The following is a 21,026-nucleotide window of genomic DNA, read 5'->3' on the forward strand; positions in this document are numbered from 1 at the left end:
GCTTTCCGCGCAGTTGTCAGTGCACATTTCACATCAGTGCCAATCCCGCGAGCGGGTACCCACTCGAAGATCCATCCGCTGCAACCGATCTGCAACCACCGTCACCGCACCCTCTGCATTCTGCACTCTGCCGCGTACCAGCAGCGCCGACGCCGAGTGTGCCAACTCGCGATACCGCGACCACAGCCCGACCGAGCACACCACGTTGACCATCCCGGTCTCGTCTTCGAGGTTGATGAACGTCACGCCGGATGCTGTCGCCGGACGCTGCCGGTGGGTGACAGCCCCTCCGACGATGACACGTGACCCATCCGGCACAGACAATAGCGCCTCAGCGGGCAGGACACCTATCGCAGTCAACCGCGGACGCAGGAACTGCGTCGGATAATTCGACGGCGTGATCCCCGTCGCCCAGGCATCGGTGGCGGCCAGCTCAACATCCGACAATCCCGGCAGCGTCGGTACCTGCGCAGATGACTCCAACTCGAGTTGCTCGGCGCTCGCGGAGGCCGCGGCGCCCGCCTCCCACAACGCTTGTCGTCGACTCATGCCGAAACACTCGAACGCCCCCGCGCCCGCCAATCCCTCGAGGTGCGCGAGGTTGAGGTCGGCTCGCCGCGACAGGTCGGTGATGCTCGTATACGGACCGTCGACTCCCCTTGATTCGACGATGCGCGCCGCGACGTCGTCTCCGACCCCGCGTATCGACGCCAACCCGAGCCGCACGTCGAGCCCGTCGTTCTCCAACGTCGCCTCGGCCAGCGACGCGTTGATATGCGGCCGGTGCACGTCGACGCCATGTCGGCGGGCGTCGGCGACCAATGACTGCGGCGAGTAGAAGCCCATGGGCTGTGCGCGCAGCAACGCGGCGCAGAATGCGGCAGGATGGTGCAGCTTGAACCACGACGAGTAGAAGACCAACGATGCGAAACTCTGCGAATGACTCTCGGGGAAACCGAAATTGGCGAAGGCCGCCATCTTCTCGAAGATCCGGTCGGCGACGTCGCCGGTAATGCCGTGCGAGCGCTGCATGCCCTCGTAGAAGCGTCGACGAAGCTGGTGCATACGCTCCGGTGATCGCTTCGACCCCATGGCTCGACGGAGCTGGTCCGCCTCGGCGGCGTCGAATCCGGCGACGTCGACGGCCAGCTGCATGAGCTGCTCCTGGAACAGCGGTACGCCGAGTGTTCGCTTGAGCGCCGGCCACATCGACGGATGTTCGACGGTCGGCTCCTCCTGGCCGTTGCGTCGGCGGATGAACGGATGGACCGATCCGCCCTGGATCGGTCCCGGACGGATCAGCGCGACCTCGACGACCAGATCGTAGAAGCACCGGGGCTTCAGCCGCGGGAGAGTCGCCATCTGTGCTCGCGATTCCACCTGGAAAACCCCGACAGAGTCTGCGCGACAGAGCATCTCGTACACCGCCTGCTCGGAGAGGTCGAGTTTGGCGAGGTCGACGTGGATGTTCTTGTGTTCGGCGACCAGATCGATCGCGTAGTGCAGCGCCGAGAGCATCCCCAGACCGAGCAGATCGAACTTGACCAAACCGATTGCGGCACAGTCGTCTTTGTCCCACTGCAATACGCTGCGATTCTCCATCCGCGCCCACTCCGTCGGACAGACATCGGCGATGGGACGATCACAGATCACCATTCCACCGGAGTGGATTCCGAGATGTCTTGGCATGTTGGCGATGTCGCTTGCGAGTTCGCGCACGTCGTCGGGCGCGGTGTCGGGCATCTTGCTCCAGGCGTCTTGCTGACCGCTGGCATAGCCGAGCGCCCGTGCCATGTCGCGCACCGACGATCGGCCCCGATAGGTGATCACGTTGGCGACCTGCGCGCTGTACTCGCGGCCATACCGTCGGTACACGTACTGGATCGCCTCTTCACGACGGTCCGATTCGATGTCGACGTCGATGTCCGGTGGCCCGTCACGCTCGGGTGAGAGGAACCTCTCGAACAGCAACTCGTTGGCCACCGGGTCGACGTTGGTGATACCCAACGCGTAACACACCGCGGAGTTGGCGGCGCTCCCCCGGCCTTGGCACAGGATGTCGTTGCGTTTACAGAAGTCGACGATGTCGGCGACGACGAGGAAATAGCCGGGGAAGGTGAGCGTCTCGACGATCGCCAGTTCGTGCTCGATCTGCCGGTAGGCCGCCGGATGTTGGGCTGGTGTCCCATAGCGGCGTCGTGCGCGGGTCATCGTAAGGTGCCGCAGCCAACTGGACTCCGTATGGCCGGCCGGCACGTCGAACGGCGGTAACTGCGGCGCGATCAATCCGAGCGAGAAAGCGCAATCGTCGGCGAGGTCTGCCGCGGCGGCGATGGCGTCGGGGTGCGCGGGGAGCAGGCGCATCATCTCGTCACCGCTGCGCAGATGCGCACCGCCGACCCCCGGCATCCAGCCCGCGATGGTCTCGATGTCGGTGCGGGCACGCACCGCCGCCATCGCCAGCGCAAGGCGTCGACGACGCGGCCCCGCGAAGTGCGCCCCCGACGTCGCGACGGTCGGCAGCCCGAACCGCTGCGCGAGGTCGGCGAGTACCGCATTGCGCTCGTCGTCGTCGGGCAGGCCCTGAGCGGTGAGTTCGACGACGACGTCGTCGCGTCCGAACCGCTCGACCATTCCACCGAGAGCGGCCTCGGCAGCACCGATACCCGCACGATCCAACGCGCGCCGAACCGCGCCCTTGCGACAGCCCGTCAGGATCACCCAGTGGCCTGCGTCGCGGGTCAGCCGGTCGACGTCGTAGCGCAGCAGCCCCTTCTCACCACCGGACATGTGGGCGTCGGCGATGATTCGTGACAACCTCCGATAGCCCTCACTGTCACGCGCGAGGACCAGCAGATGCTCACCGGCCGGATCGGTCACCCCGGTGCGGGTCACGTCCGGCTCGAGGGAGAGTTCGGCACCGAACACCGTCGGCATCGCGAATTCCTTTGCGGCCTCGGCGAATCGGACCACGCCGTAGAAACCGTCATGGTCGGTGATCGACAGACCGGTCAGGTCGAGTCGGGCCGCCTCCTCCACCATCTCCTCGGGCATCGACGCCCCGTCGAGGAAACTGTAGGAACTGTGCGCATGCAGTTCCGCATAGCGCACAGACGATCGCTCACGAGACACCTCCGGCGCCGTGTAGGCGCCACGTTTGCGCGACCACGCGGGGCTGTCGTTGCCGTCGCCCGTCTGCTCGGGACCGAAGAACTCCCCGGGACGACCGCCATCGGGCGAGCGCCCCGACAGCACCCGCTCCATCTCCCGCCACGTCGGCGGGCCCTGGTTCCAGCCCACTCAGCCAGTATAGAACACCTGTTCGACAGACGATGGGTGGCGGGCTGCCCCGCTCGCCTCGCCGACGACAATCCCCGCCACCCGACTGTGAATGTGTGTCGAACTGAAGGATGTGGGTGCTGCAGCACCCACATCCTTCGATTGGACCCACATCCTCGCCTCAGCTCGACGGCGCTCGGCACCCGCGCCCGTACCGGCGACACCGCGCCATCAGTCGGCCGACACCGCCCGCGGGATTCGACGATCCGCCACGGTCATGGCGATCAGCGCCGCCCCGATCACCACGATGGCCCACCCCGCGACGTGGAGTCCGCCATCGGTGGCGCGGGCGCCGAAGGCGATACCGATGAGGCTCGACGAGAAGATCGCCCCGAAGTACATGAACGTCCGGTACAGCCCGGATGCCACACCGATCGACTCCGGCGGACTCTGCGTGTAGAGCGTCGCCTGATTTGCATAACCGCTCAGTCCGTTGGCGACGCCGAACAGGAACGTCATCGCGAGCAGGATCCACAACCCGGACGAGTGATGGATCGCGACTGCGGTCACGCCCGCACCGACGAAGCAGAAACCCGTGAGGATCAACGGGATTCGTACCCAGCCGTGCGTCGAATTCACCCGCGCGCACACCACGCTCAGCGCCGAGTAAGGGATGAGGATGAGCCCGACCTGCGCCGCGGTGTATCCCGCGGACTGCTCCATCCACTGGCTGATGCCGTACATCGCCGTGTACGAGCCGAGCCCTGCCAGCATCTGGCGCAGGTAGGTGCGCACCAACGGGGAGTTGGCCGCGAGCATCCGCACATCAATGAGGGGTTGTGTCGCGCGCAGTTCCCAGAGCACCAGGAGCAACCCCGCTACGACGATCACCGCCAGCAGCCACCACTTCGGTGAACCGAGCGCGGCGAGGAACTCGAGCGTCGCGATCACGGTCACCGCGAAGAGCGCCACCCCGACGACGTCGACCACGCGGACGAGGCCACCGAAGCCGCCCACCTGCACCGGACCGTCACGAGGGATGCTGCGCAGCGCCCACGCGAGGGTGATCAGCGCGATCGGAATATTGACGAAAAACACTGCCCGCCAGCCGAACACACCGGTCAGCACACCACCGAGCGGCAGTCCGATCACCGCGATCACCTGGGCGGCGATCGAGAACCCGCCGAGCACGCGACTCGGCACTCCCGTTCCGAATGAGTCGGCACGAGACCGCACGAGCGCCATCGCCGTCGGATACGCCGCAGAGGTGCCGATGCCGATCAGGGCACGCGAGAGCATCAGGCACCAGAACGCCGGCGCGGCGGCACCGATGACACCGGCGATCAGCAGAATGACCAGCCCTGAGACGAAGACGCGACGAGGACCGAATACCGTCGCGAGCTTGCCCATTGTCGGTTGCGCCACTGCGCTGCACAGGTAGAGCACCGAGATCAGAATCGTCGTCTGGGCCGGACCCCGATGAAAGTCGACGCCGATCCCGACGAGCGCGGTGGCGATCATGGAACTGTTGATCGGGTTGAGTGTCGACCCCATCAACAGTGGCCCGGTGAACCGCCAGCCGAACGGATTGCGCTGTGCCACACCGGCGTCGCCGGTGGCCACGGCGCTCACTGAGCTGTGGCGTCGAGGAGTTCGAGAAGCTCTGCGGTCGAACCTGTCTCGGCGATCTGGGGAAACACCTCGCGCACGCTGTGCGCGTGACGCTCCCCGTCGGAATCGGTCATCGAGTCGGTCGGCAACGTCACGTTGAACCCCGCTTCGTGTGCGTCACGGGCCGTCGATTCGACACCTGCGCCACTGGCGATCCCGACGACGGCGACCTGGGTGACGCCCCTGGAACGCAACTCCTCCAGGAGGCCGGTACCCGCGAATGCACTGCGCGAATGTTTGGTCACCACCAGATCGTCTAGCTGGGGGGCGAATTCGTCGATGAGCTCGGTCCCCTCCGTCGGCAATTGCGGCCTCGCCGATCCAGAGTTGCGGTCCGTCCGGCCGGGAGGCACGGCGTCGACGTTGACCATCACCACGAGGTGGCCATACTTATGGAACCTGTCGACCAATTGCCCCGCGCGGTCGACGATTTCCGACGCCGGGTACGGTGCGAGATTGTCGCGCAACGCGATTCCACGTTGCATGTCGATGACGATCAGCGCGACCCGCGGGTCGAGAGCTGTCATTGCCATGGATTCCTCCTTGATCGAAGCGACTGTCAGGACTCCGCTACACGGCGGAGAAGCTCTGTTGCGGTGGCGATCTGCGCCCGTTCCTCGTCGGTGAGAACCTGCCCGAGCCGATCAGCGAGCCAGTCCTCGCGAGCCAATCGTCCACGCGCGTAGGTCTCGCGGGCCTTGTCCGAAAGATCAAGGAGCGTCTTTCGACGATCCTTCGGATGAGGCGTCCCGATGATGAGTCTCTGCTCGAGCAGTGCCGCAACCGTCGTCGACATCGACTGCGGGCGAACACCTTCGGCTCGGGCGAGGTCGTTCACTGTCGACGGTCCCCCACGTTCGAGCCTGCCGAGCACGTTGGTCTGCGACCGCGTGAGATCCCCGATCGGGCCCTGCGCGCGGAGTCGGCGATTGAGCGCCGCCAGCACGGGGCGCAGGGTCGCGGCAATCTCGGCGGGATTCTCAGACATATTGTGAGTCTAGCAAATAGTCAGCCAACTGATAAGGTTCCTGACAGAAAGGGAGATTTCAGACAACTCTCCCGCCGACCCTGGGTATCCCAGGGCCTAACAACTCTCCGTGGTGACGTTGCCATTTGGTGATGTAAGTGTCAGGGTGAATCCGAGCACTTCTTACCGCGGAGTAAGAAGGCGCGAGTCCGCAGTTGCCAGCCGGCCGGAGGAACAGATGACCACGTATTTCATCACCGGAGGGACCGGGTTCATCGGACGCCGGGTGATCGAACGACTGCTCGCCGCAGACCGGGACGCCCACGTCTACGCGCTGGTCCGCGCGGGATCACGCGCACGATTCGACGAGATGTTCGCCGACGCTCCCCCGGATCGACTGCATCCGATCGCCGGGGATCTCACCTCGCCCGGGCTGGCCTTGTCTGGCACAGAGTTGCCCGAGATCGACCACGTCATCCACCTCGCCGCGATCTACGACATGACCGCCGACGCCGAGGCCCAGCAACGTGCCAATGTCGACGGCACCGCGCGCGTCATCGACTTCGCCGTCGAACACGACGCGATGCTGCACCACGTCTCGTCGATCGCTGTCGCCGGCGACTGTGCGGGCGCCTTCACCGAGGACGATTTCGACCTGGGGCAGGGGTTTCCGACGCCGTATCACCGCACCAAGTACGAGGCGGAGAAGCTCGTCCGCGAGCGGGAGGGACTGCGCTGGCGGGTGTACCGGCCGTCGGTCGTGGTCGGCGATTCGCGTACCGGCGAGATGGACAAGGTCGACGGCCCGTACTACTTCTTCCCCCGATTGGCGCTCCTGGGACTCCTGCCGTCGGGTATTCCACTGCCGATGCCAGACCTGGGTCGGCTCAATCTTGTACCCGTCGATTTCGTGGCGCAATCCATCGCAACCCTCGTCGACGACGAGCCTGAACGCAGCTGCGAGGTGTTTCATCTCGGCGATTCGCGGGACCGCGGTGTCATCGGCATGTACAACGCGCTCGCTCCTGCGATCGGTTCACCCAAAGGTGTTGGCGTGGTGAGCAATCGGATCGTCGCCCCTGCTATCGGGCTGACCGGATTCGGGCCGCTACGTCCAATCCGCGATCTTGTCGCGTCACAGGAGGGCATCCCACCCGCACTGCTCGACGGCATGCGAATGACGGCGGACTTCCGTGCCACACGAACCCTGGCACGATTGAGTGGCCGCGGCGTCGAACTTCCTGATCTCGACGACTACGGACCACGCCTGTGGGAGTACTGGACCACCCATCTCGACCCGGCACGGCACCGCAGGCGTGATCCGCGCGGACCGCTCGTCGGTAAGCACGTGTTGGTCACTGGCGGGTCGAGCGGCATCGGCAAGGCCACCGCCCGGATGTGCCTCGAACGGGGTGCCGACGTCTACGTGATCGCCCGCAGCGCAGACGAATTGGCCTCCGCGGTCGCCGATCTCAATGCATCGCAATCGAAACCGGGCATTCCGCCCGGACGTGCTTATTCCTATCAGTGCGACATCACCGACGAGGAGGCGGTGCGCACACTGGTGAAGTCGGTCATCGCCGACCACGGTCACGTCGATGTCCTGGTCAACAATGCTGGGCGCTCGATTCGCCGATCAACGCTCAATTCCGTTGAGCGCTCGCATGATTACCACCGGGTGATGGCGGTCAACTACTTCGGAGCCGTCAACGTCGTACTCGCACTGTTGCCGCACATGGTGAAACGACAGAGCGGGCATATCGTGAATGTGTCGTCGATCGCCGTGCAGACGCGTGGCGCGCGATTCGGCGCGTACGCGGCGTCGAAGGCGGCACTTGAGGCGTTCAGCGAGTCGACGGGTGCTGAAACCCTCTCCGAACACGTCTCGTTCACCAACGTGCGGCTACCGCTGGTCCGCACGCGGATGATCGCGCCCACCGAGGCCTATCAGAACTCCGCCGGGGTGTGGAGCGTCGACAAGGGAGCGTCGAAGGTGTTGCAGGGCATCGTGACGCGTCCGGCGCGCATCAGTCCGCCGCTCGGACAGCTCGCCGAGTTCGGCCGGAAGTTCACACCGCGACTGACCGCACGGATTCTGCACCAGGAGTACCTTCTGGTCGACGAATCGGCGGCCTCCCTCGGTACCGTGGATCGGTGACCGACACCCCGTATCTCGCCGTCGACCTCGCGCGCCTCGATCGCAACCTGCAGGCGGTCGCCGAGCTCGCACGGAACGCTCACGTCGATCTGCGCCCCCACGCCAAGACGCACAAGACCGCAGAGCTCGCTCGACGCCAGATCGACAGCGGCGCTGTGGGTCTCACCGTAGCGACGATCGGAGAGGCTGAAGCGTTCGCCGCCGCGGGCTTTGGTGATCTGTTCATCGCCTATCCGCTGTGGGTCACAGCCCACAAGGGTGCACGCCTGCGCGCGCTCGCCGATCGGGTGTCACTCCGCCTGGCCGTCGACTCCGTCGAGGGTGCCGTGCGCCTTGCCGCCGAGCTGTCCGGCGCCGAGGTTCTCGTCGAAGTCGACTCCGGACAACACCGGACAGGTGTGGCACCTGAGTCCGCGGGCGAGGTCGCAGTAGCTGCGCAGTCGGCTGGGCTCAAGGTGGTCGGGGTGTTCACCTTTCCCGGCCACGGATACGGCCCCGGACATGCACGCCGTGACGCCGCCGCACAGGAGATCGCGGCACTCTCATCAGCGGCAGAACAGTTGCGCGACAGGGGAATCGAGCCACGCGTGCGAAGCGGAGGCTCGACGCCGACGATCGAGTTCGCGGATTCGGGCGTGTTGACCGAGATCCGACCGGGCGTCTATCCGTTTTACGACGCCCAGCAGGTGGAGCTCGGCGTCTGCGGATTCGACGACGTGGCGCTGACCGCCGTCAGCACCGTCGTCCGCCGTGACGGGCGTCGTGTGGTTCTCGACGCGGGCAGCAAGATCATCGGCGCCGACCGGCCCGCGTGGGCCAGCGGACACGGTCGGATACTCGACGAGCCTGCCGCACGCATCGTCGCGCTCTCCGAACACCACGCGGTTGTCGAGTACCCGGACGAGTACGTCCCTTCGCTCGGCTCGACGGTGCGCGTCGTACCCAACCACGTCTGCACCGCGGTGAACCTCGTCGACGAGCTGGTCGTCGGCGGTGGTGCTGGTGAGGGTGGTGAGGGCGAGGTTGCGACGTGGCGCGTGGTCGCCCGCGGCGCGAACAGCTGACCGCGGGCTCCGCGCGCGTGCACGGCTCGGGTCGCGCCGCGCCGGCCCGCGCAGAAACTAGGGGAAAGAATTTTTCCGCGGGTTTCGTACCCCTCCCCCAGAAACAACACGAGAAAACGTAAAGAACCCAAGGAAAGAATCCTTCCCCTACTTTCCGCACCGCCGCGCACACCAGAGCACCGCTACTCGTACACGCCCTCGACCATCCATTCGCCTGCCCGGTAGTAGAGCAGCAGCGCGCGTGAATCCTCCAGGAGCACTTGGGCTCTGGCGACGATGCCGGTATCGTCCATGCCCGCAGGCCACGGTCCGGCCCACCAGCTCAACGCCCAGGTGTCGCGGGCGGCGTCGCGGCCGGGACGTGCCATGCGTACGACGGCGGGCTCGTCGGAGAACGCTCCCCGACCGGTGACGGTCACCGGTTGCCCCGACGCGTCGGTCAACGACACCGGGGCGCGGGACATGACCGCGGGTGCGGGCTGGGGCACGCGGCCTGGCCACGGTGCCTGCGGGTCGCGCTCGGGGATCTTCTCGTCACCGAGTGCGATCATCGTGATCTGCTCCGACGGCCCGCGACCACCACTGCGCACCGGCACCTGCACGGCGTCGCCACCGAGCAGACCCTGCACACGCTCCAACGACCGGCGTGCGCGCTCGGAGACCTCCGACTCGCCCGGCAGTCCCGCACCGGTCAGTGCGTAGCGCAACTCGCCGGCGTCGACCGTTTCCACCGGCTCGAGTCGAAGCATCGCGATCGGCGAGTCGGGTCGGGTGTCGCCGCGACTCCTCCCCCTGCCCGCGCCGGTCAGCCAGCCCTCCAACTGCCACCGGACGCGGTCGGCAGTGGCGTCGGGTGTCAGCGGTTGTGCACACCGCCAGATCCGTGAATGTCGTTGTCCGCGTTCGGTAACGGCCTCGACCCTGAGCTTGGTACACGCCGCGGGTACGTCGGCGAGTCGACGATGCAGCATGTCGGCGAGGCGTCGGCCAGCGAACGCCGCGGCGTCGATCCGGTCGATCGGTGGCTCACAGACGTACTCGATCACCAACTCCGGCGCGACCGCACTGCCCGACGGTCGACGATCGGTCAGCGCGTTGGCCAGCCGGTGGGCGACGGCGGCGTCGGCGGAGAATCTGGTTGCGACGTCGCGTGCAGACATCGCGGCGAAATCGCCGATGGTGACGAGTCCGAGTCGACGCAACAGATCGACCAGCTCTGCCCGTTCGGGCACAGACAAACTCGGCTCCACGTTCAGTTCTGCCACAGGGAGATCGGCCAGATAAGCGCGGCTTCCGCCCGGTTCGACGTGATGACCCCGACGTGCAGCGATCACCGCAGTGAACAGTTCATCGGCAACCCCGACCTGCGATTCGACTCCGCACACCGAGATCTGGTCGACGAGTTGTTCGGCCAGCGACTCCTCTCCGCCGTGATGTCGCGCGGCGCCATCGGCAGGCATCACTACCAGCCCCGGGCGTAGCACCTCGACCACGGCGACCACCTCGGCCACCGCAGCCACCACCGGCTCGAAGAAACGTGCATCACGATCGACGTCCGCGGTGAACACCCGCATCTCCGGACACACCGCCTGCGCCTGCCGTTTTCTCATGCCGCGTCGGACCCCCGCCGCTCGGGCAGTCGCCGATGTTGCGGTCACCCGATTGGCCGACAGCACCGCAATCGGTTGTGCCGGAGGCAGATCCTCGTCGGCCGCTGCCGCCATCGCTGGCCAGTCCGGGCACCACACGGCCATGACCCGACCCATCAGTTCGCCACCGCGGTGAGCATCTGGTCGTCTGCGCTGATCTGATCATCCGGTCTACCCACTACCGGTTCTTCCGGGCGTGTCAGCCCCACCAGCCCTGCTTGACCCTGCGCACTCAACGAACTCAGATCGACGTCGGCGCTGCGTCGCCTGCGGTCACGCCCGGTTGCGGTGACCTGCAGCCGCAGACCCCCGATCCGACCGTGCCCACGTCGTGCTGCGGAGAGATCGGCGCCCGACGTTCCCGGGACATGCCGGTAGGTGAGCACGCTCGCCTCCATACGCACCTGCGCGCCCGGCCAATGACCGTCGACGACCAGCAGCGCCGACGACTGCTGGCGCACCCGGCCGCTGACCACCCGGCACCGCGCGGGCGCAACGTCGACTCCACGCAGGCCGAGCACCACCAGATCCATGCCGTCGAGCAATACCGAGGCGATCTCGATCGGATCGACCCCCGGATCCGGCACGATGGCGATACGGGCGAGATCGGCACCCATCTCTGCGACCGACAACAAGCTCAGCCACGGCAAGCCGACGATTCCCACCTGACCACCACTGCGACTCACCGCGGCGATCATCGCGACCACCAACGACCGGGCTCCCGAACAATCGATCACGCTCCCTCGGGGGATCCCCCCGCGGCGAGCATCATGTTGTCGAGAATTGCTGTGCGGCAACAGATCTGCGACAACATCCGGAAGCGGCAACCTGTCGCCGACCTCGTCAACACGATCGACGGACAACCTGTCCGGCATGCCGGACAGCACCGCCATTCGCTTGCGGAGTTGCGCCAGCGTATCGGCCCGCGCCCCGTCGGGCAGACCATCCCGATCGGGCAGACCACCCTCATCGAGAGCATCAGCATCCGACTGCGATGCGTTCGGATGAGCCAACGGCAAAACACTCATGAAGACCTCCTGGCCAGCGTTGTGATGCATGGCGAGCCGGGAAGTTGCTGCGCCGTCGGTCGCTCGGATCACCGAGTTTGATCGAACGTTTTTTCGATATTCAGATCGTACGACGCCCCTCTGACACTCCGCAACAGCCCAGGTGACGAACGGTCGAGCCGCCGCTCACGAACACCGATCACGACGCGAAAATGCAGGATGACCTGCTCTTTCCTGCCCCAAACCTTCGACAAACCGTCGACACCGCAGACGCGACGACCGGCTCAGGAGCCGACATGATCACCACCCGCAACGGCGCAGACCCACAGCGACGCAGACCTACGACGACGCAGACCTACGGCGACGCAGACCCCACAGCGACCCCGCACAACAACCACGCCGCCCGAGAACACCTGGGCGCGTGGCTCAGAACCGCTTGACTCAAAACCGCGCGGCTCAGAACTGCGTGTCCTAGAACTGCGCGGCCTAGAACTGCGCAGCCTAGAACTGCGCGGCTCAGAACAAGGTCAACGCCTCGGCCATCTCGGGCGGGGCGATCAGGTCGCGCTCGCCGGTATCCACCAACTCCGTCCTGCCGTGATCGCGCCCTGCCAAACCGTGTCGAGCCACCAACGGCTGCAATCGATCTCGCAGCCATGACGAGTACTCCGCGGTGACATACGCGCCCCGGCCGTACAACCCGTTGTACTTGCGCACCAGCGCCGGATGATTAGCGGCAAGCCAATTCATGAACCACGGCTTGGTCGAACTGCGCAGATGCATCGGGAACGCGGTCACCCCGGCCGCCCCGGCGTCGGCGAGCGCACCGAGCAGCGCGTCGAGGTGCGCGGTGGAATCGCTCAGATACGGAATGACCGGCGCAACCATCACGTGTGGCGCAAATCCCGCCTCGGCGATCGCACGGATCAGCTCCAACCGTGCCCGCGGCGACGGCGTTCCCGGTTCGATCTGCTTCTGCAGGTCGTCGTCGAAGATGGCCAGCGACACTCCGATACTCACCGGGATCTGAGCCGACGCCTGGCGCAACAGCGGTAGATCTCGACGTAGCAGTGTGCCCTTGGTCAGGATCGACAACGGCGTCCCCGATTCGGCGAGCGCGGTGATCACGCCGGGCATCAGCCGATATCGACCCTCAGCACGCTGATACGGATCGGTGTTGGTGCCCAATGCGACGGTCTCCCGTTGCCACGAACGTCGTCGGAGTTCTTTGCGCAACACCGCGGCGACGTTGAGCTTGACCACCACCTGCGAATCGAAGTCGAGCCCGGCGTCGAGGTCGAGGTACTCGTGCGTCGGCCGCGCGAAGCAGTATCGGCACGCGTGCGAACATCCACGAAATGTGTTGACCGTGAACCGGAACGGCAATCCCGACCCCTCCGGCATGGCATTGAGCGCACTCTTGGCGAGCACCTCGTGAAAGGTGATGCCCTCGAACTCCGGAGTCTGCACCGACCGCACGAGTCCTGCACGCGCGAAACCGGGTAGCGCGCCGTCGTCGACTTCGACCACCTGTTCGGACCACCTCATGGTGATGAGTCGAACATACGTACTAGGCACTGTCAACCCGCGCTGCCATGACCGCCATGTATGGACCACTGAACCGCCGACGGGCTCTCGACGGCCACGTCCCCGCGCGCCACGCGGCTATCATTTCCGTATGTCACTCGCCGAGAGCTACCGCACACCGGGTCCGCAGTACCTGGTGGCCGGCCGTTATCGGCTGAAATCCCGAATCGGCGGCGGTGGCATGGGCACCGTCTGGCTCGCCCGCGACCAACTGCTCGATCGCGACGTCGCGGTCAAGCAGGTCCTCTCCACCGAGGGCCTCTCCGACGATTCCGCCGACAATGCCCGTAAGCGCGCGATGCGTGAGGGCAGGATTGCCGCGAAACTCGCCCATCGCAACGCGATCGCGATGCACGACGTTGCGCTCGACCGCGGTGAACCGTGGCTGGTGATGGAGTACCTTCCGTCACGGAGTATCGCCCAGATCCTCTACTCGGCAGGCACACTCGACGTCACCGAATCGGCCAAGATCGGCGCACAGGTCGCCGACGCCATGGCCGAGGCCCACGCCGCGGGCATCGTGCACCGAGACATCAAGCCCGGCAACATCCTCATCTCCGAATCGGGACGTCACGCGGGGCTGGTCAAACTCACCGATTTCGGTATCTCTCGCGCCAAGGACGATGTCTCCCTGACACAAACCGGCGTGATCACCGGCACCCCAGCATATTTCGCCCCCGAGGTCGCGCGCGGTGCCGAACCGTCTGAGGCATCGGACGTGTACTCGCTGGGTGCGACGGTCTACACGATGGTCGAGGGCGAACCACCGTTCGGAGTCGACGACAACTCACTTGTCATGTTGCACAAGGTGGCTCGTGCGCAGATCAATCCGATGAAGCGGGCGGGCGCTCTCGAACCAGTGCTGCTGCACATGCTCGAGCCCAGTCCCACAAAGCGGATCACGATGGCACAGGCCCGCGACGAACTCATCGCGGTCGCGTCGGGTGGCCGCGCCTCCGCCGACCAGGTACTGACGAGCCTGATTCCCCGCGCATCGGGTGCGGCAACCCTTCCCCCGCAGACGCCGCACGGCGCGGGCCCCGCAGGACCCGGCCAGACGTCGCAACCAGATTCGGCCCGTCCCGGTGGTTTCCCATCAGCCCGCCCCGTGTCAGACCAACTAACCTCCGGCACGTCGGTGGCCGCCGGATGGCAGACCCCACCGTCGCAACCTCGACACCACACTCTGGTCTCGTCGACACCGCCATTCCCGAGCGGCCAGTACCCGAGTGGCCAGTATCCAAGCGGGCAATACCCGAGTGGCCGGTATCAAGGCGAGCATTACCCGATCGACCCGTACGCGAGTCTTCCACCCTCCCAACGAGCTTCGGGCACCTCGCCGACGGCCCTCGCGCTGGCGGTACTCGCCTTCTTCGTGGTGCTGGCCGTCGTGATCGTCCTCGCGATCGTCTTGATGCGCTGAGACACACTCGCACTGAAACACACTCGCGCTGAGCCTCAACCGATGTGGCGAGTGGCCGCCCACCGGGTCAACGCATTTCGGTTGGACTGCTGAGTCTTCCGCAAGACGTTCGACGCGTGGGTTTCGACGGTTTTGATCGAGATGAACAACTCTTCGGCGATCTCGCGGTAGGTGTATCCGCGCGCCAACAGACGCAACACCTCGAGTTCTCGCCTTGTGAGAGAGTCGAGTTCGGGATCGAGGGCGGGCTCGGGCACCGACGACTTCCCGGTGAACGAATCGAGCACGAATCCGGCGAGCCGCGGACTGAATACCGCATCGCCGTCTGCGACACGTCGGACCGCGTCCGCGAGTTCCCGACCGTCGATCGTCTTGGTCACGTACCCGCGTGCGCCCGCCCTGATCGTGGCGATCACATCCTCGGCGGCGTCGGACACGCTGAGCGCGAGGAAGACGGGCGCGTCGTCGCCCAATGTCTCTGTGACACCGCGCAATACGGAGACACCACCGCCCGCGGGCATGTGTACGTCGAGGAGCACGACGTCTGGCCGCAGTCGCGTGATCGCAGTGATCGAATCGGCGACGGTGCCCGCCTCGCCGACCACGTGCAATCCCGGTTCGTCGGCGAGTTCGGCGCGTACACCCGAGCGGAACACCGCGTGGTCGTCGACGAGAAACACGCGGCACAATGCGCTCTGTGCATCCGGCCCGGCGGTCGCGTTCTCGTTCATCGTGCCTTCCCGTGGTCGATCGACTCGTCGGTGTGCGTGGCTTCCTGCGTGGCCTCGTGCGCGTCGTCGTGGCCATCGCTATCCGCGTCGGCGTGCGTCGTGGGACGCGGCATGATCAGTCGGATGTTCGTGCCGCGCCCCGGCGTCGAATCGATACGTGCCTGTCCCCCAGCACGTTCCACCCGAGACGTGATGGAGCGGGTAAGCCCCTGTCTGTCCGGGTCGACACCGTCGCGATCGAATCCGACGCCTCGATCGCGCACGAACACCTCGACCTCCTCGTCGCCCACCTCCATGTAGACGTCGACGCTACGCTCGCCGGAGTGCTTGGCCGCGTTGACGAGCGCCTCGCGCGTCGCGCCGATCAGAGCGGGCCAGCGTCGTACCTCGCTCCCCGGTCCGTGACGGGCTCCCTCGTCGGGCCGCAGATCACCGACGGTGATCACCTCGACCTCGATCCCATACGTGTCTTCCACCTCTGCGCCGACCTCTCGGATCGACGCACTCAACGACGTGCCGCGCTGCGCGACGTCGCCGAAGAGCCACCCACGCAGCTCGCGCTCCTGACTGCGGGCCAACCGGGCAACCTCCTCGGGCTTGCCCGCCTGCTTCTGGATGAGCGCGAGGGTCTGCAGTACCGAGTCGTGCAGGTGCGATGCGATCTCCTCGCGCTCGGCGTTTCGGATACGGGCGGCACGCTCCTCGTTCAGCGCGCGCCACAACCGCATCCACAGGGGCACGGTCAGCAGAACGACACCGATCAACGTGGCCGCAACGGCGAGCAACGTGGTGCTCAAGCCGCCGTAGTTGCGTCTGCCCGCCACGACTATCACTGCAAGACCACCGACGACGAGAACCGCGCCGCCCGCCAACCGTGTCCAGGTGAGCGCGGTGCTGTGGGGCGCGGTCTTCGACGTGTCGAACTCACGCCATACCAGGCCCGCACCGACCATGACGAACACGAACGGCACGAGATAGGCGGCAGGCGTTCCCGACGCCGCGAACCCGACAACGGTCATCGCAACCAGCGCGAGCACCGCGAGACCCAATGCCTGTCGACGCTCCCCCGGCGCGGGCGATTCGGTGTCGTTGCCCTGCGGGCAGAAGAACCACAGCAGTCCGTAGGCCAGCACACCGGCACCCGCCAGCGCAGCCAACACCACAAACACCACACGGACGCGGAACGCATCGACGCCGAGATGGTCGGCAACGCCGCCCGCGACGCCACCGATGACCCGGCCCGCGTCACGCCGCACCAGCCGAGGGATCGGTGGCACGTCCGGGGCAGCAGGGGTACTCACACTTCGATACTGCCCCACACACCCCGGTCGCCACATCAGGGTTGTTCCCCGATTTCCGGGGGAACGTCAGGGTATGTCCCCGATGCCCACAGCACGCGATGCCGCCAGGATTGGACTCATGGATGCCACACAAGTTCGCGGAGACATCGAACAGCTCTGGCACACGCGTCCCGTTCGCCCGGCGATTCCACGCACCGTCGCAGGTGTCTGCGCCGGCATCGCGTTCCGTTACCGCGTCGATCCGACGCTCGTGAAGGTGGCCTTCGTCGTCTCGACGCTGTTCGGTGGTAGCGGCCTGCTCCTCTACATCATCGGCTGGATCGCATTCCCCTCGAGCAGACTGTCGGCCGCCGGACCCGCCAACGATCACAGCGCACACGGTCACGGCCGCCACCACAACCCGAAGTTCGTGATCGTCGTCGCCGTCGTGATCATCCTGGTGATGTCGTTCGGTCCGCACGGCACCTGGAGTTCGGGCGCCGTGCTCGGCACCGTCCTGATGGTGCTCGGCTGGTGGCTGCTGTTCCGTCGAACACCCACACCGCTTCCCGGTACCAGCGCCGACACGCTCGACGCGGGGCCGTCGGCCAGTTCGGATGAGTTCCAACGCTGGACTCCACGCGCGCTGCGCACCGGAGCAGCACCGACATTCGCGAGCTCGACGGGAGCGCCGGTCGCTGCCCCGACCCCCGCCGCCGTCGACGTCCCCACCGCACCTTGCGTCGACAGTGCCGACGCGGTGACCTCGGTGTTCACCACCGCCGACCGTCAACCGCCCTCGTGGGACCCGCTCGGTGCCGCACGGTTCGCCTGGGATCTACCCGAACCCTCGACGCCGACGCCCCCCGCGGTACCGGAGAACCGACGCTCCTCGACTCGGGCATCGCTCCTCGTCGTCGGAGCGGCACTTCTGGTGGCGATGAGCGGTGTGGCGGCACACCAGGCGGGTGTCGAGTGGTTCACCCCGACACGCATTCTCTCCTTGGCCCTCGCGGTCGTGGGCGTTGGCCTGCTCACGCTCGCCGCGTTGCGTCGATCCACTGGGCGACGGCAGGTCGGACTCGTCCCCCTCACCGTCGCGTTGGGCGCGGCGGTCATCGTCACAGGCGCAACGACAACGTGGGTCGGACAGTCCGACGAGAGCGTCGTGCCGTCCGGCGGCGTGGGTCAGCGCATGTATAAGCCACTGTCCGAGAACGACATTCGCGACAGCTACTCGGTCACCATGGGCGCACTCGAACTCGACGTCCGCGACCTCACACTCACGTCGGACCGCACCGTCGACCTTCGTGCGGGCCTCGGCGAGGTGACCGTGCGGGTTCCGAAGGACATGAACGTGCGGGCGAACTGCACGTTGAATGTCGGTGACCCGCAGTGTCCAGAAGGGCTATCCGTCGGCACGGCCGGCGCCGACAAGCCGGTGTTGACGATCAACGCGCACGCCAACGTGGGCAGCGTGGAGGTGACCCGATGAACGACTGGAGCCCAAAAGGCATGAAAACAGAAGGCATGGAGACAGACGGCAAGGGAACAGTCGGCATGGAAACAGGGAGCACCGGGCAGGCTGGTGATGCCGTCGGCCGCCGCGCCCCCGGGCTCGCCCGCCTCGGCATCGCCGCGATCGCGGTGGCGATCTGGGGCCTGACCGATACGCCCGGTCTCCCATCGGCATCGGTCCTCGGCTGGGGCGTCGTCGGGATCGGGCTGATCGTCGGCCTGGTGCTCCTGGTCAGCGGCGCGCGACGCCGATAGCGTTCGCCCTACTCCCGCTCGGCTGCTACTCCCACTCGATGGTGCCCGGCGGCTTGCTCGTGACGTCGAGGACGACGCGGTTCACGTCGGGCACCTCGTTGGTGATGCGCGTGGAGATCGTCTCGAGGACCTCGTATGGCACGCGTGTCCAGTCGGCGGTCATCGCGTCCTCGCTCGATACCGGCCGGAGGACGATCGGATGCCCGTAGGTGCGGCCGTCGCCTTGGACGCCGACGCTGCGCACGTCGGCCAGCAACACCACGGGGCACTGCCAGATCTGGTGATCGAGACCCGCGGCGGTCAGCTCCTCGCGGGCGATGAGGTCGGCTTTGCGCAGCATCGAGAGGCGGTCGGCGGTCACGTCGCCGACGATGCGGATGGCGAGACCGGGTCCGGGGAATGGCTGACGCCCCACGATCTCCTCGGGCAGACCGAGTTCACGTCCGACCGCTCGCACCTCGTCCTTGAACAACAACCGCAAGGGCTCGACGAGACTGAACTCGAGATCGTCTGGCAGCCCGCCGACATTGTGGTGGCTCTTGATGTTCGCGGTGCCGCTACCGCCACCGGATTCGACGACGTCGGGGTACAGCGTGCCCTGGACCAGGAAGTCGACCTTGTCGCCGTCGGCCGCCCGATCGCCGAGCACGTCACTGACCGCACCTTCGAACGAGCGGATGAACTCGCGTCCGATGATCTTGCGTTTCGTCTCGGGATCGCTGACGCCGGACAGTTCGGTGAGGAACTTGTCGGCGGCGTCGACCGTCACCAGCCGCGCACCGGTGGCGGCGACGAAGTCGTGCTCGACCTGCTCACGCTCACCGGCACGAAGCAGTCCGTGGTCGACGAACACGCAGGTCAGACGGTCGCCGATGGCTCGCTGAACGAGCGCTGCCGCAACCGCGGAGTCGACGCCGCCGGACAGACCGCAGATCGCGAGGCCGTCGCCGATCTGGTCGGAGACCTGGTCGATCAGTGCGTCGGCGATGTTCGCGGGTGTCCAATCGGCCTCGAGGCCCGCGATCTCGTAGAGGAACCGGGTGAGCACCTGCTGTCCGTGCGGCGTGTGCAGCACCTCGGGGTGGTACTGCACACCCGCCATCTTCGTCTCGACGGACTCGAACGCCGCGACGGGCGCACCGGGCGTCGACCCTGTCACGACGAAGCCCTCGGGCGCCACCTGCACGGCGTCGTTGTGGCTCATCCACACGGGCTGGTTGCGGTCGAGACCGCGATGCAGCACGCCGTCGTCGGTGGCGGTGAACGTCGTGCGTCCGAACTCGCGCCCACCCGTGTTGGCCACCTCGCCGCCGAGCGCGGCAGCCATTGTCTGGAAGCCGTAGCAGATCCCGAACACGGGGATGCCCAGCTCGAGAATTGCGGGGTCGAGGCTCGGTGCGTCGTCGGCGTAGACCGACGCCGGCCCGCCGGACAGGATGATCGCGGCAGGATCCTTGGCCTTGAACTCGTCGATCGAGGCGTCGTGGGCGATGACCTCGGAGTAGATACGCGCCTCACGGACACGTCGAGCGATCAGTTGCGCATACTGTGCACCGAAGTCGACGACGAGGACCGGTCGCGGGCCCTCGACGAGCGTGTTCTCGGCAGAAGATCGGTCGGCAGGCGAGTTGTCGGCGGAAGAGTCTGTCACCACCCCATTCTATGCGTGCGCACCGACGCCATCACCGCGCAGGCGGTACCCGTCACCGCCGCGCAGGCGGTGCCCTCGGAGCGCAGGTGGCGCCGTGGGATACTCCATGTCGATATGAGCACCTCAGACGAGCGCGAAAAGGCCAGGTCATCCGCCGACAGGCCGGGACGGCGATGGCTGTCCCTGTCGATCTCCGACATCACCCAGGCCGCCGTGTTCGCCGCACTGATCGCCGCACTCGGCTTGCCGGGACAGATCAGCGTCGGCAGCGCGGGCGTACCCATCACCTTCCAGACCCTCGGCGTGATGCTGACCGGAGCCATCCTCGGCCCCAAGAAGGGCACGCTGGCGGTCGTCATCTTCATGGTCCTCGCGATCGCGGGACTCCCGATCCTCTCGGGCGGTCGCAACGGATTGACCGCGCTGTCGTCGCCGACGGCCGGGTTCTTCGTCGGCTTCCTGCCCGGCGTATTCGTGATCGGGTTGCTGACGGCGTTCATGATGCCGCGCTATCGAATCCTGCTGGGCATCGTGGCGAATCTGATCGGCGGAGTGCTGGTGATCTACATCTGCGGCACCATCGGCCTGATGATCCGCGCCGACCTCACGCTGTGGGCGGCGATCGCGGCCAACGGCTGGTTCATCGCAGGCGATGCCGTCAAGGCGGTGATCGCGGCGCTCGTCGCCAGCCAGGTACATCGAGGGTGGCCGGGCCTCATCACCCCACTGCGCATCCGACGTGGACGCGTCGTCGCACTCACCGCATGACAACTCACCGCATGGACC

17 protein-coding genes are annotated in these 21,026 nt (G+C 66.3%); 7 read left to right on the top strand and 10 right to left on the bottom strand.

What is annotated here, in order from left to right:
- Positions 1-33: 33 nt before the first annotated feature.
- The 4 genes from GOSPT_RS18045 to GOSPT_RS18060 all read right to left on the bottom strand — a co-directional run bounded on the left by GOSPT_RS18045 (position 34) and on the right by GOSPT_RS18060 (position 5,938).
- The gene (locus GOSPT_RS18045) at positions 34-3,300 is read right to left on the bottom strand and encodes an error-prone DNA polymerase (RefSeq protein ID WP_039856584.1); all 3,267 of its coding nucleotides are present in this window, start codon (positions 3,298-3,300) and stop codon (positions 34-36) included.
- A 210-nt stretch (positions 3,301-3,510) separates the two neighbouring features.
- Positions 3,511-4,902 carry an MFS transporter gene (locus tag GOSPT_RS18050; protein ID WP_039856610.1) on the bottom strand — a complete coding sequence of 464 codons (1,392 nt, stop codon included), beginning with the start codon at positions 4,900-4,902 and terminating at the stop codon, positions 3,511-3,513.
- Between the two features lie 5 nt (positions 4,903-4,907).
- The gene (locus tag GOSPT_RS18055; RefSeq protein WP_005207902.1) at positions 4,908-5,483 is read right to left on the bottom strand and encodes a cysteine hydrolase family protein; all 576 of its coding nucleotides are present in this window, start codon (positions 5,481-5,483) and stop codon (positions 4,908-4,910) included.
- A 26-nt stretch (positions 5,484-5,509) separates the two neighbouring features.
- Complete coding sequence (locus GOSPT_RS18060) at positions 5,510-5,938, bottom strand: MarR family winged helix-turn-helix transcriptional regulator (RefSeq protein ID WP_005207903.1); 429 nt, start codon at positions 5,936-5,938, stop codon at positions 5,510-5,512.
- A gap of 217 nt (positions 5,939-6,155) precedes the next feature.
- Here GOSPT_RS18060 and GOSPT_RS18065 point away from each other — a divergent pair, with 217 nt between their 5' ends.
- Together GOSPT_RS18065 and GOSPT_RS18070 are read left to right on the top strand one after the other, a co-directional pair.
- Positions 6,156-8,075 carry an SDR family oxidoreductase gene (locus tag GOSPT_RS18065; RefSeq protein ID WP_005207904.1) on the top strand — a complete coding sequence of 640 codons (1,920 nt, stop codon included), beginning with the start codon at positions 6,156-6,158 and terminating at the stop codon, positions 8,073-8,075.
- Entirely contained in the window at positions 8,072-9,139 is a 1,068-nt protein-coding gene (locus tag GOSPT_RS18070) for an alanine racemase (RefSeq protein ID WP_005207905.1), read from the top strand. Before GOSPT_RS18065 ends, GOSPT_RS18070 begins: the two co-directional genes overlap by 4 nt.
- A 182-nt stretch (positions 9,140-9,321) precedes the next feature.
- Here the strand turns inward: GOSPT_RS18070 and GOSPT_RS18075 are convergent, their stop codons facing one another.
- Both GOSPT_RS18075 and imuA' read right to left on the bottom strand, forming a co-directional pair.
- Positions 9,322-10,905 carry a DNA polymerase Y family protein gene (locus GOSPT_RS18075; RefSeq protein WP_005207906.1) on the bottom strand — a complete coding sequence of 528 codons (1,584 nt, stop codon included), beginning with the start codon at positions 10,903-10,905 and terminating at the stop codon, positions 9,322-9,324.
- Positions 10,905-11,816 carry a DnaE2-dependent mutagenesis accessory factor ImuA' gene (gene imuA' / locus GOSPT_RS18080; RefSeq protein WP_005207907.1) on the bottom strand — a complete coding sequence of 304 codons (912 nt, stop codon included), beginning with the start codon at positions 11,814-11,816 and terminating at the stop codon, positions 10,905-10,907. Before imuA' ends, GOSPT_RS18075 begins: the two co-directional genes overlap by 1 nt.
- A gap of 275 nt (positions 11,817-12,091) precedes the next feature.
- Between imuA' and GOSPT_RS23955 the strand changes: the two genes are divergently transcribed.
- Positions 12,092-12,235, top strand: a complete 144-nt coding sequence (locus GOSPT_RS23955) for a hypothetical protein (protein WP_156527456.1) — start codon at positions 12,092-12,094, stop codon at positions 12,233-12,235.
- 76 nt (positions 12,236-12,311) lie between these two features.
- On the opposite strand, the gene GOSPT_RS18090 is transcribed toward GOSPT_RS23955, so the two are convergent.
- Positions 12,312-13,343 carry an Rv2578c family radical SAM protein gene (locus tag GOSPT_RS18090; protein WP_039856586.1) on the bottom strand — a complete coding sequence of 344 codons (1,032 nt, stop codon included), beginning with the start codon at positions 13,341-13,343 and terminating at the stop codon, positions 12,312-12,314.
- Positions 13,344-13,473: 130 nt separating this feature from the next.
- Between GOSPT_RS18090 and GOSPT_RS18095 the strand changes: the two genes are divergently transcribed.
- Positions 13,474-14,805, top strand: coding sequence for a serine/threonine-protein kinase (locus GOSPT_RS18095; RefSeq protein WP_005207910.1), 1,332 nt, complete (start codon positions 13,474-13,476; stop codon positions 14,803-14,805).
- Positions 14,806-14,840: 35 nt separating this feature from the next.
- Here the strand turns inward: GOSPT_RS18095 and GOSPT_RS18100 are convergent, their stop codons facing one another.
- Together GOSPT_RS18100 and GOSPT_RS18105 are read right to left on the bottom strand one after the other, a co-directional pair.
- Positions 14,841-15,536, bottom strand: a complete 696-nt coding sequence (locus GOSPT_RS18100) for a response regulator (RefSeq protein ID WP_005207911.1) — start codon at positions 15,534-15,536, stop codon at positions 14,841-14,843.
- Entirely contained in the window at positions 15,533-16,873 is a 1,341-nt protein-coding gene (locus GOSPT_RS18105) for an ATP-binding protein (protein ID WP_083837496.1), read from the bottom strand. Before GOSPT_RS18105 ends, GOSPT_RS18100 begins: the two co-directional genes overlap by 4 nt.
- A gap of 82 nt (positions 16,874-16,955) precedes the next feature.
- Between GOSPT_RS18105 and GOSPT_RS18110 the strand changes: the two genes are divergently transcribed.
- Together GOSPT_RS18110 and GOSPT_RS18115 are read left to right on the top strand one after the other, a co-directional pair.
- Positions 16,956-18,311: a PspC domain-containing protein gene (locus tag GOSPT_RS18110; RefSeq protein ID WP_005207913.1), complete on the top strand. Its 1,356-nt coding sequence runs from the start codon at positions 16,956-16,958 to the stop codon at positions 18,309-18,311.
- Entirely contained in the window at positions 18,308-18,589 is a 282-nt protein-coding gene (locus GOSPT_RS18115) for a hypothetical protein (protein WP_005207914.1), read from the top strand. Before GOSPT_RS18110 ends, GOSPT_RS18115 begins: the two co-directional genes overlap by 4 nt.
- Before the next feature lie 25 nt (positions 18,590-18,614).
- Here GOSPT_RS18115 and guaA read toward each other — a convergent pair whose 3' ends face one another.
- The gene (guaA, locus tag GOSPT_RS18120; protein WP_039856614.1) at positions 18,615-20,240 is read right to left on the bottom strand and encodes a glutamine-hydrolyzing GMP synthase; all 1,626 of its coding nucleotides are present in this window, start codon (positions 20,238-20,240) and stop codon (positions 18,615-18,617) included.
- 114 nt (positions 20,241-20,354) lie between these two features.
- Between guaA and GOSPT_RS18125 the strand changes: the two genes are divergently transcribed.
- Positions 20,355-21,008: a biotin transporter BioY gene (locus GOSPT_RS18125; protein WP_005207916.1), complete on the top strand. Its 654-nt coding sequence runs from the start codon at positions 20,355-20,357 to the stop codon at positions 21,006-21,008.
- Positions 21,009-21,026: the final 18 nt, after the last annotated feature.

Origin of the sequence: Gordonia sputi NBRC 100414 (genome assembly GCF_000248055.1) — a bacterium.
In the GTDB taxonomy this organism is placed as follows: domain Bacteria; phylum Actinomycetota; class Actinomycetes; order Mycobacteriales; family Mycobacteriaceae; genus Gordonia; species Gordonia sputi.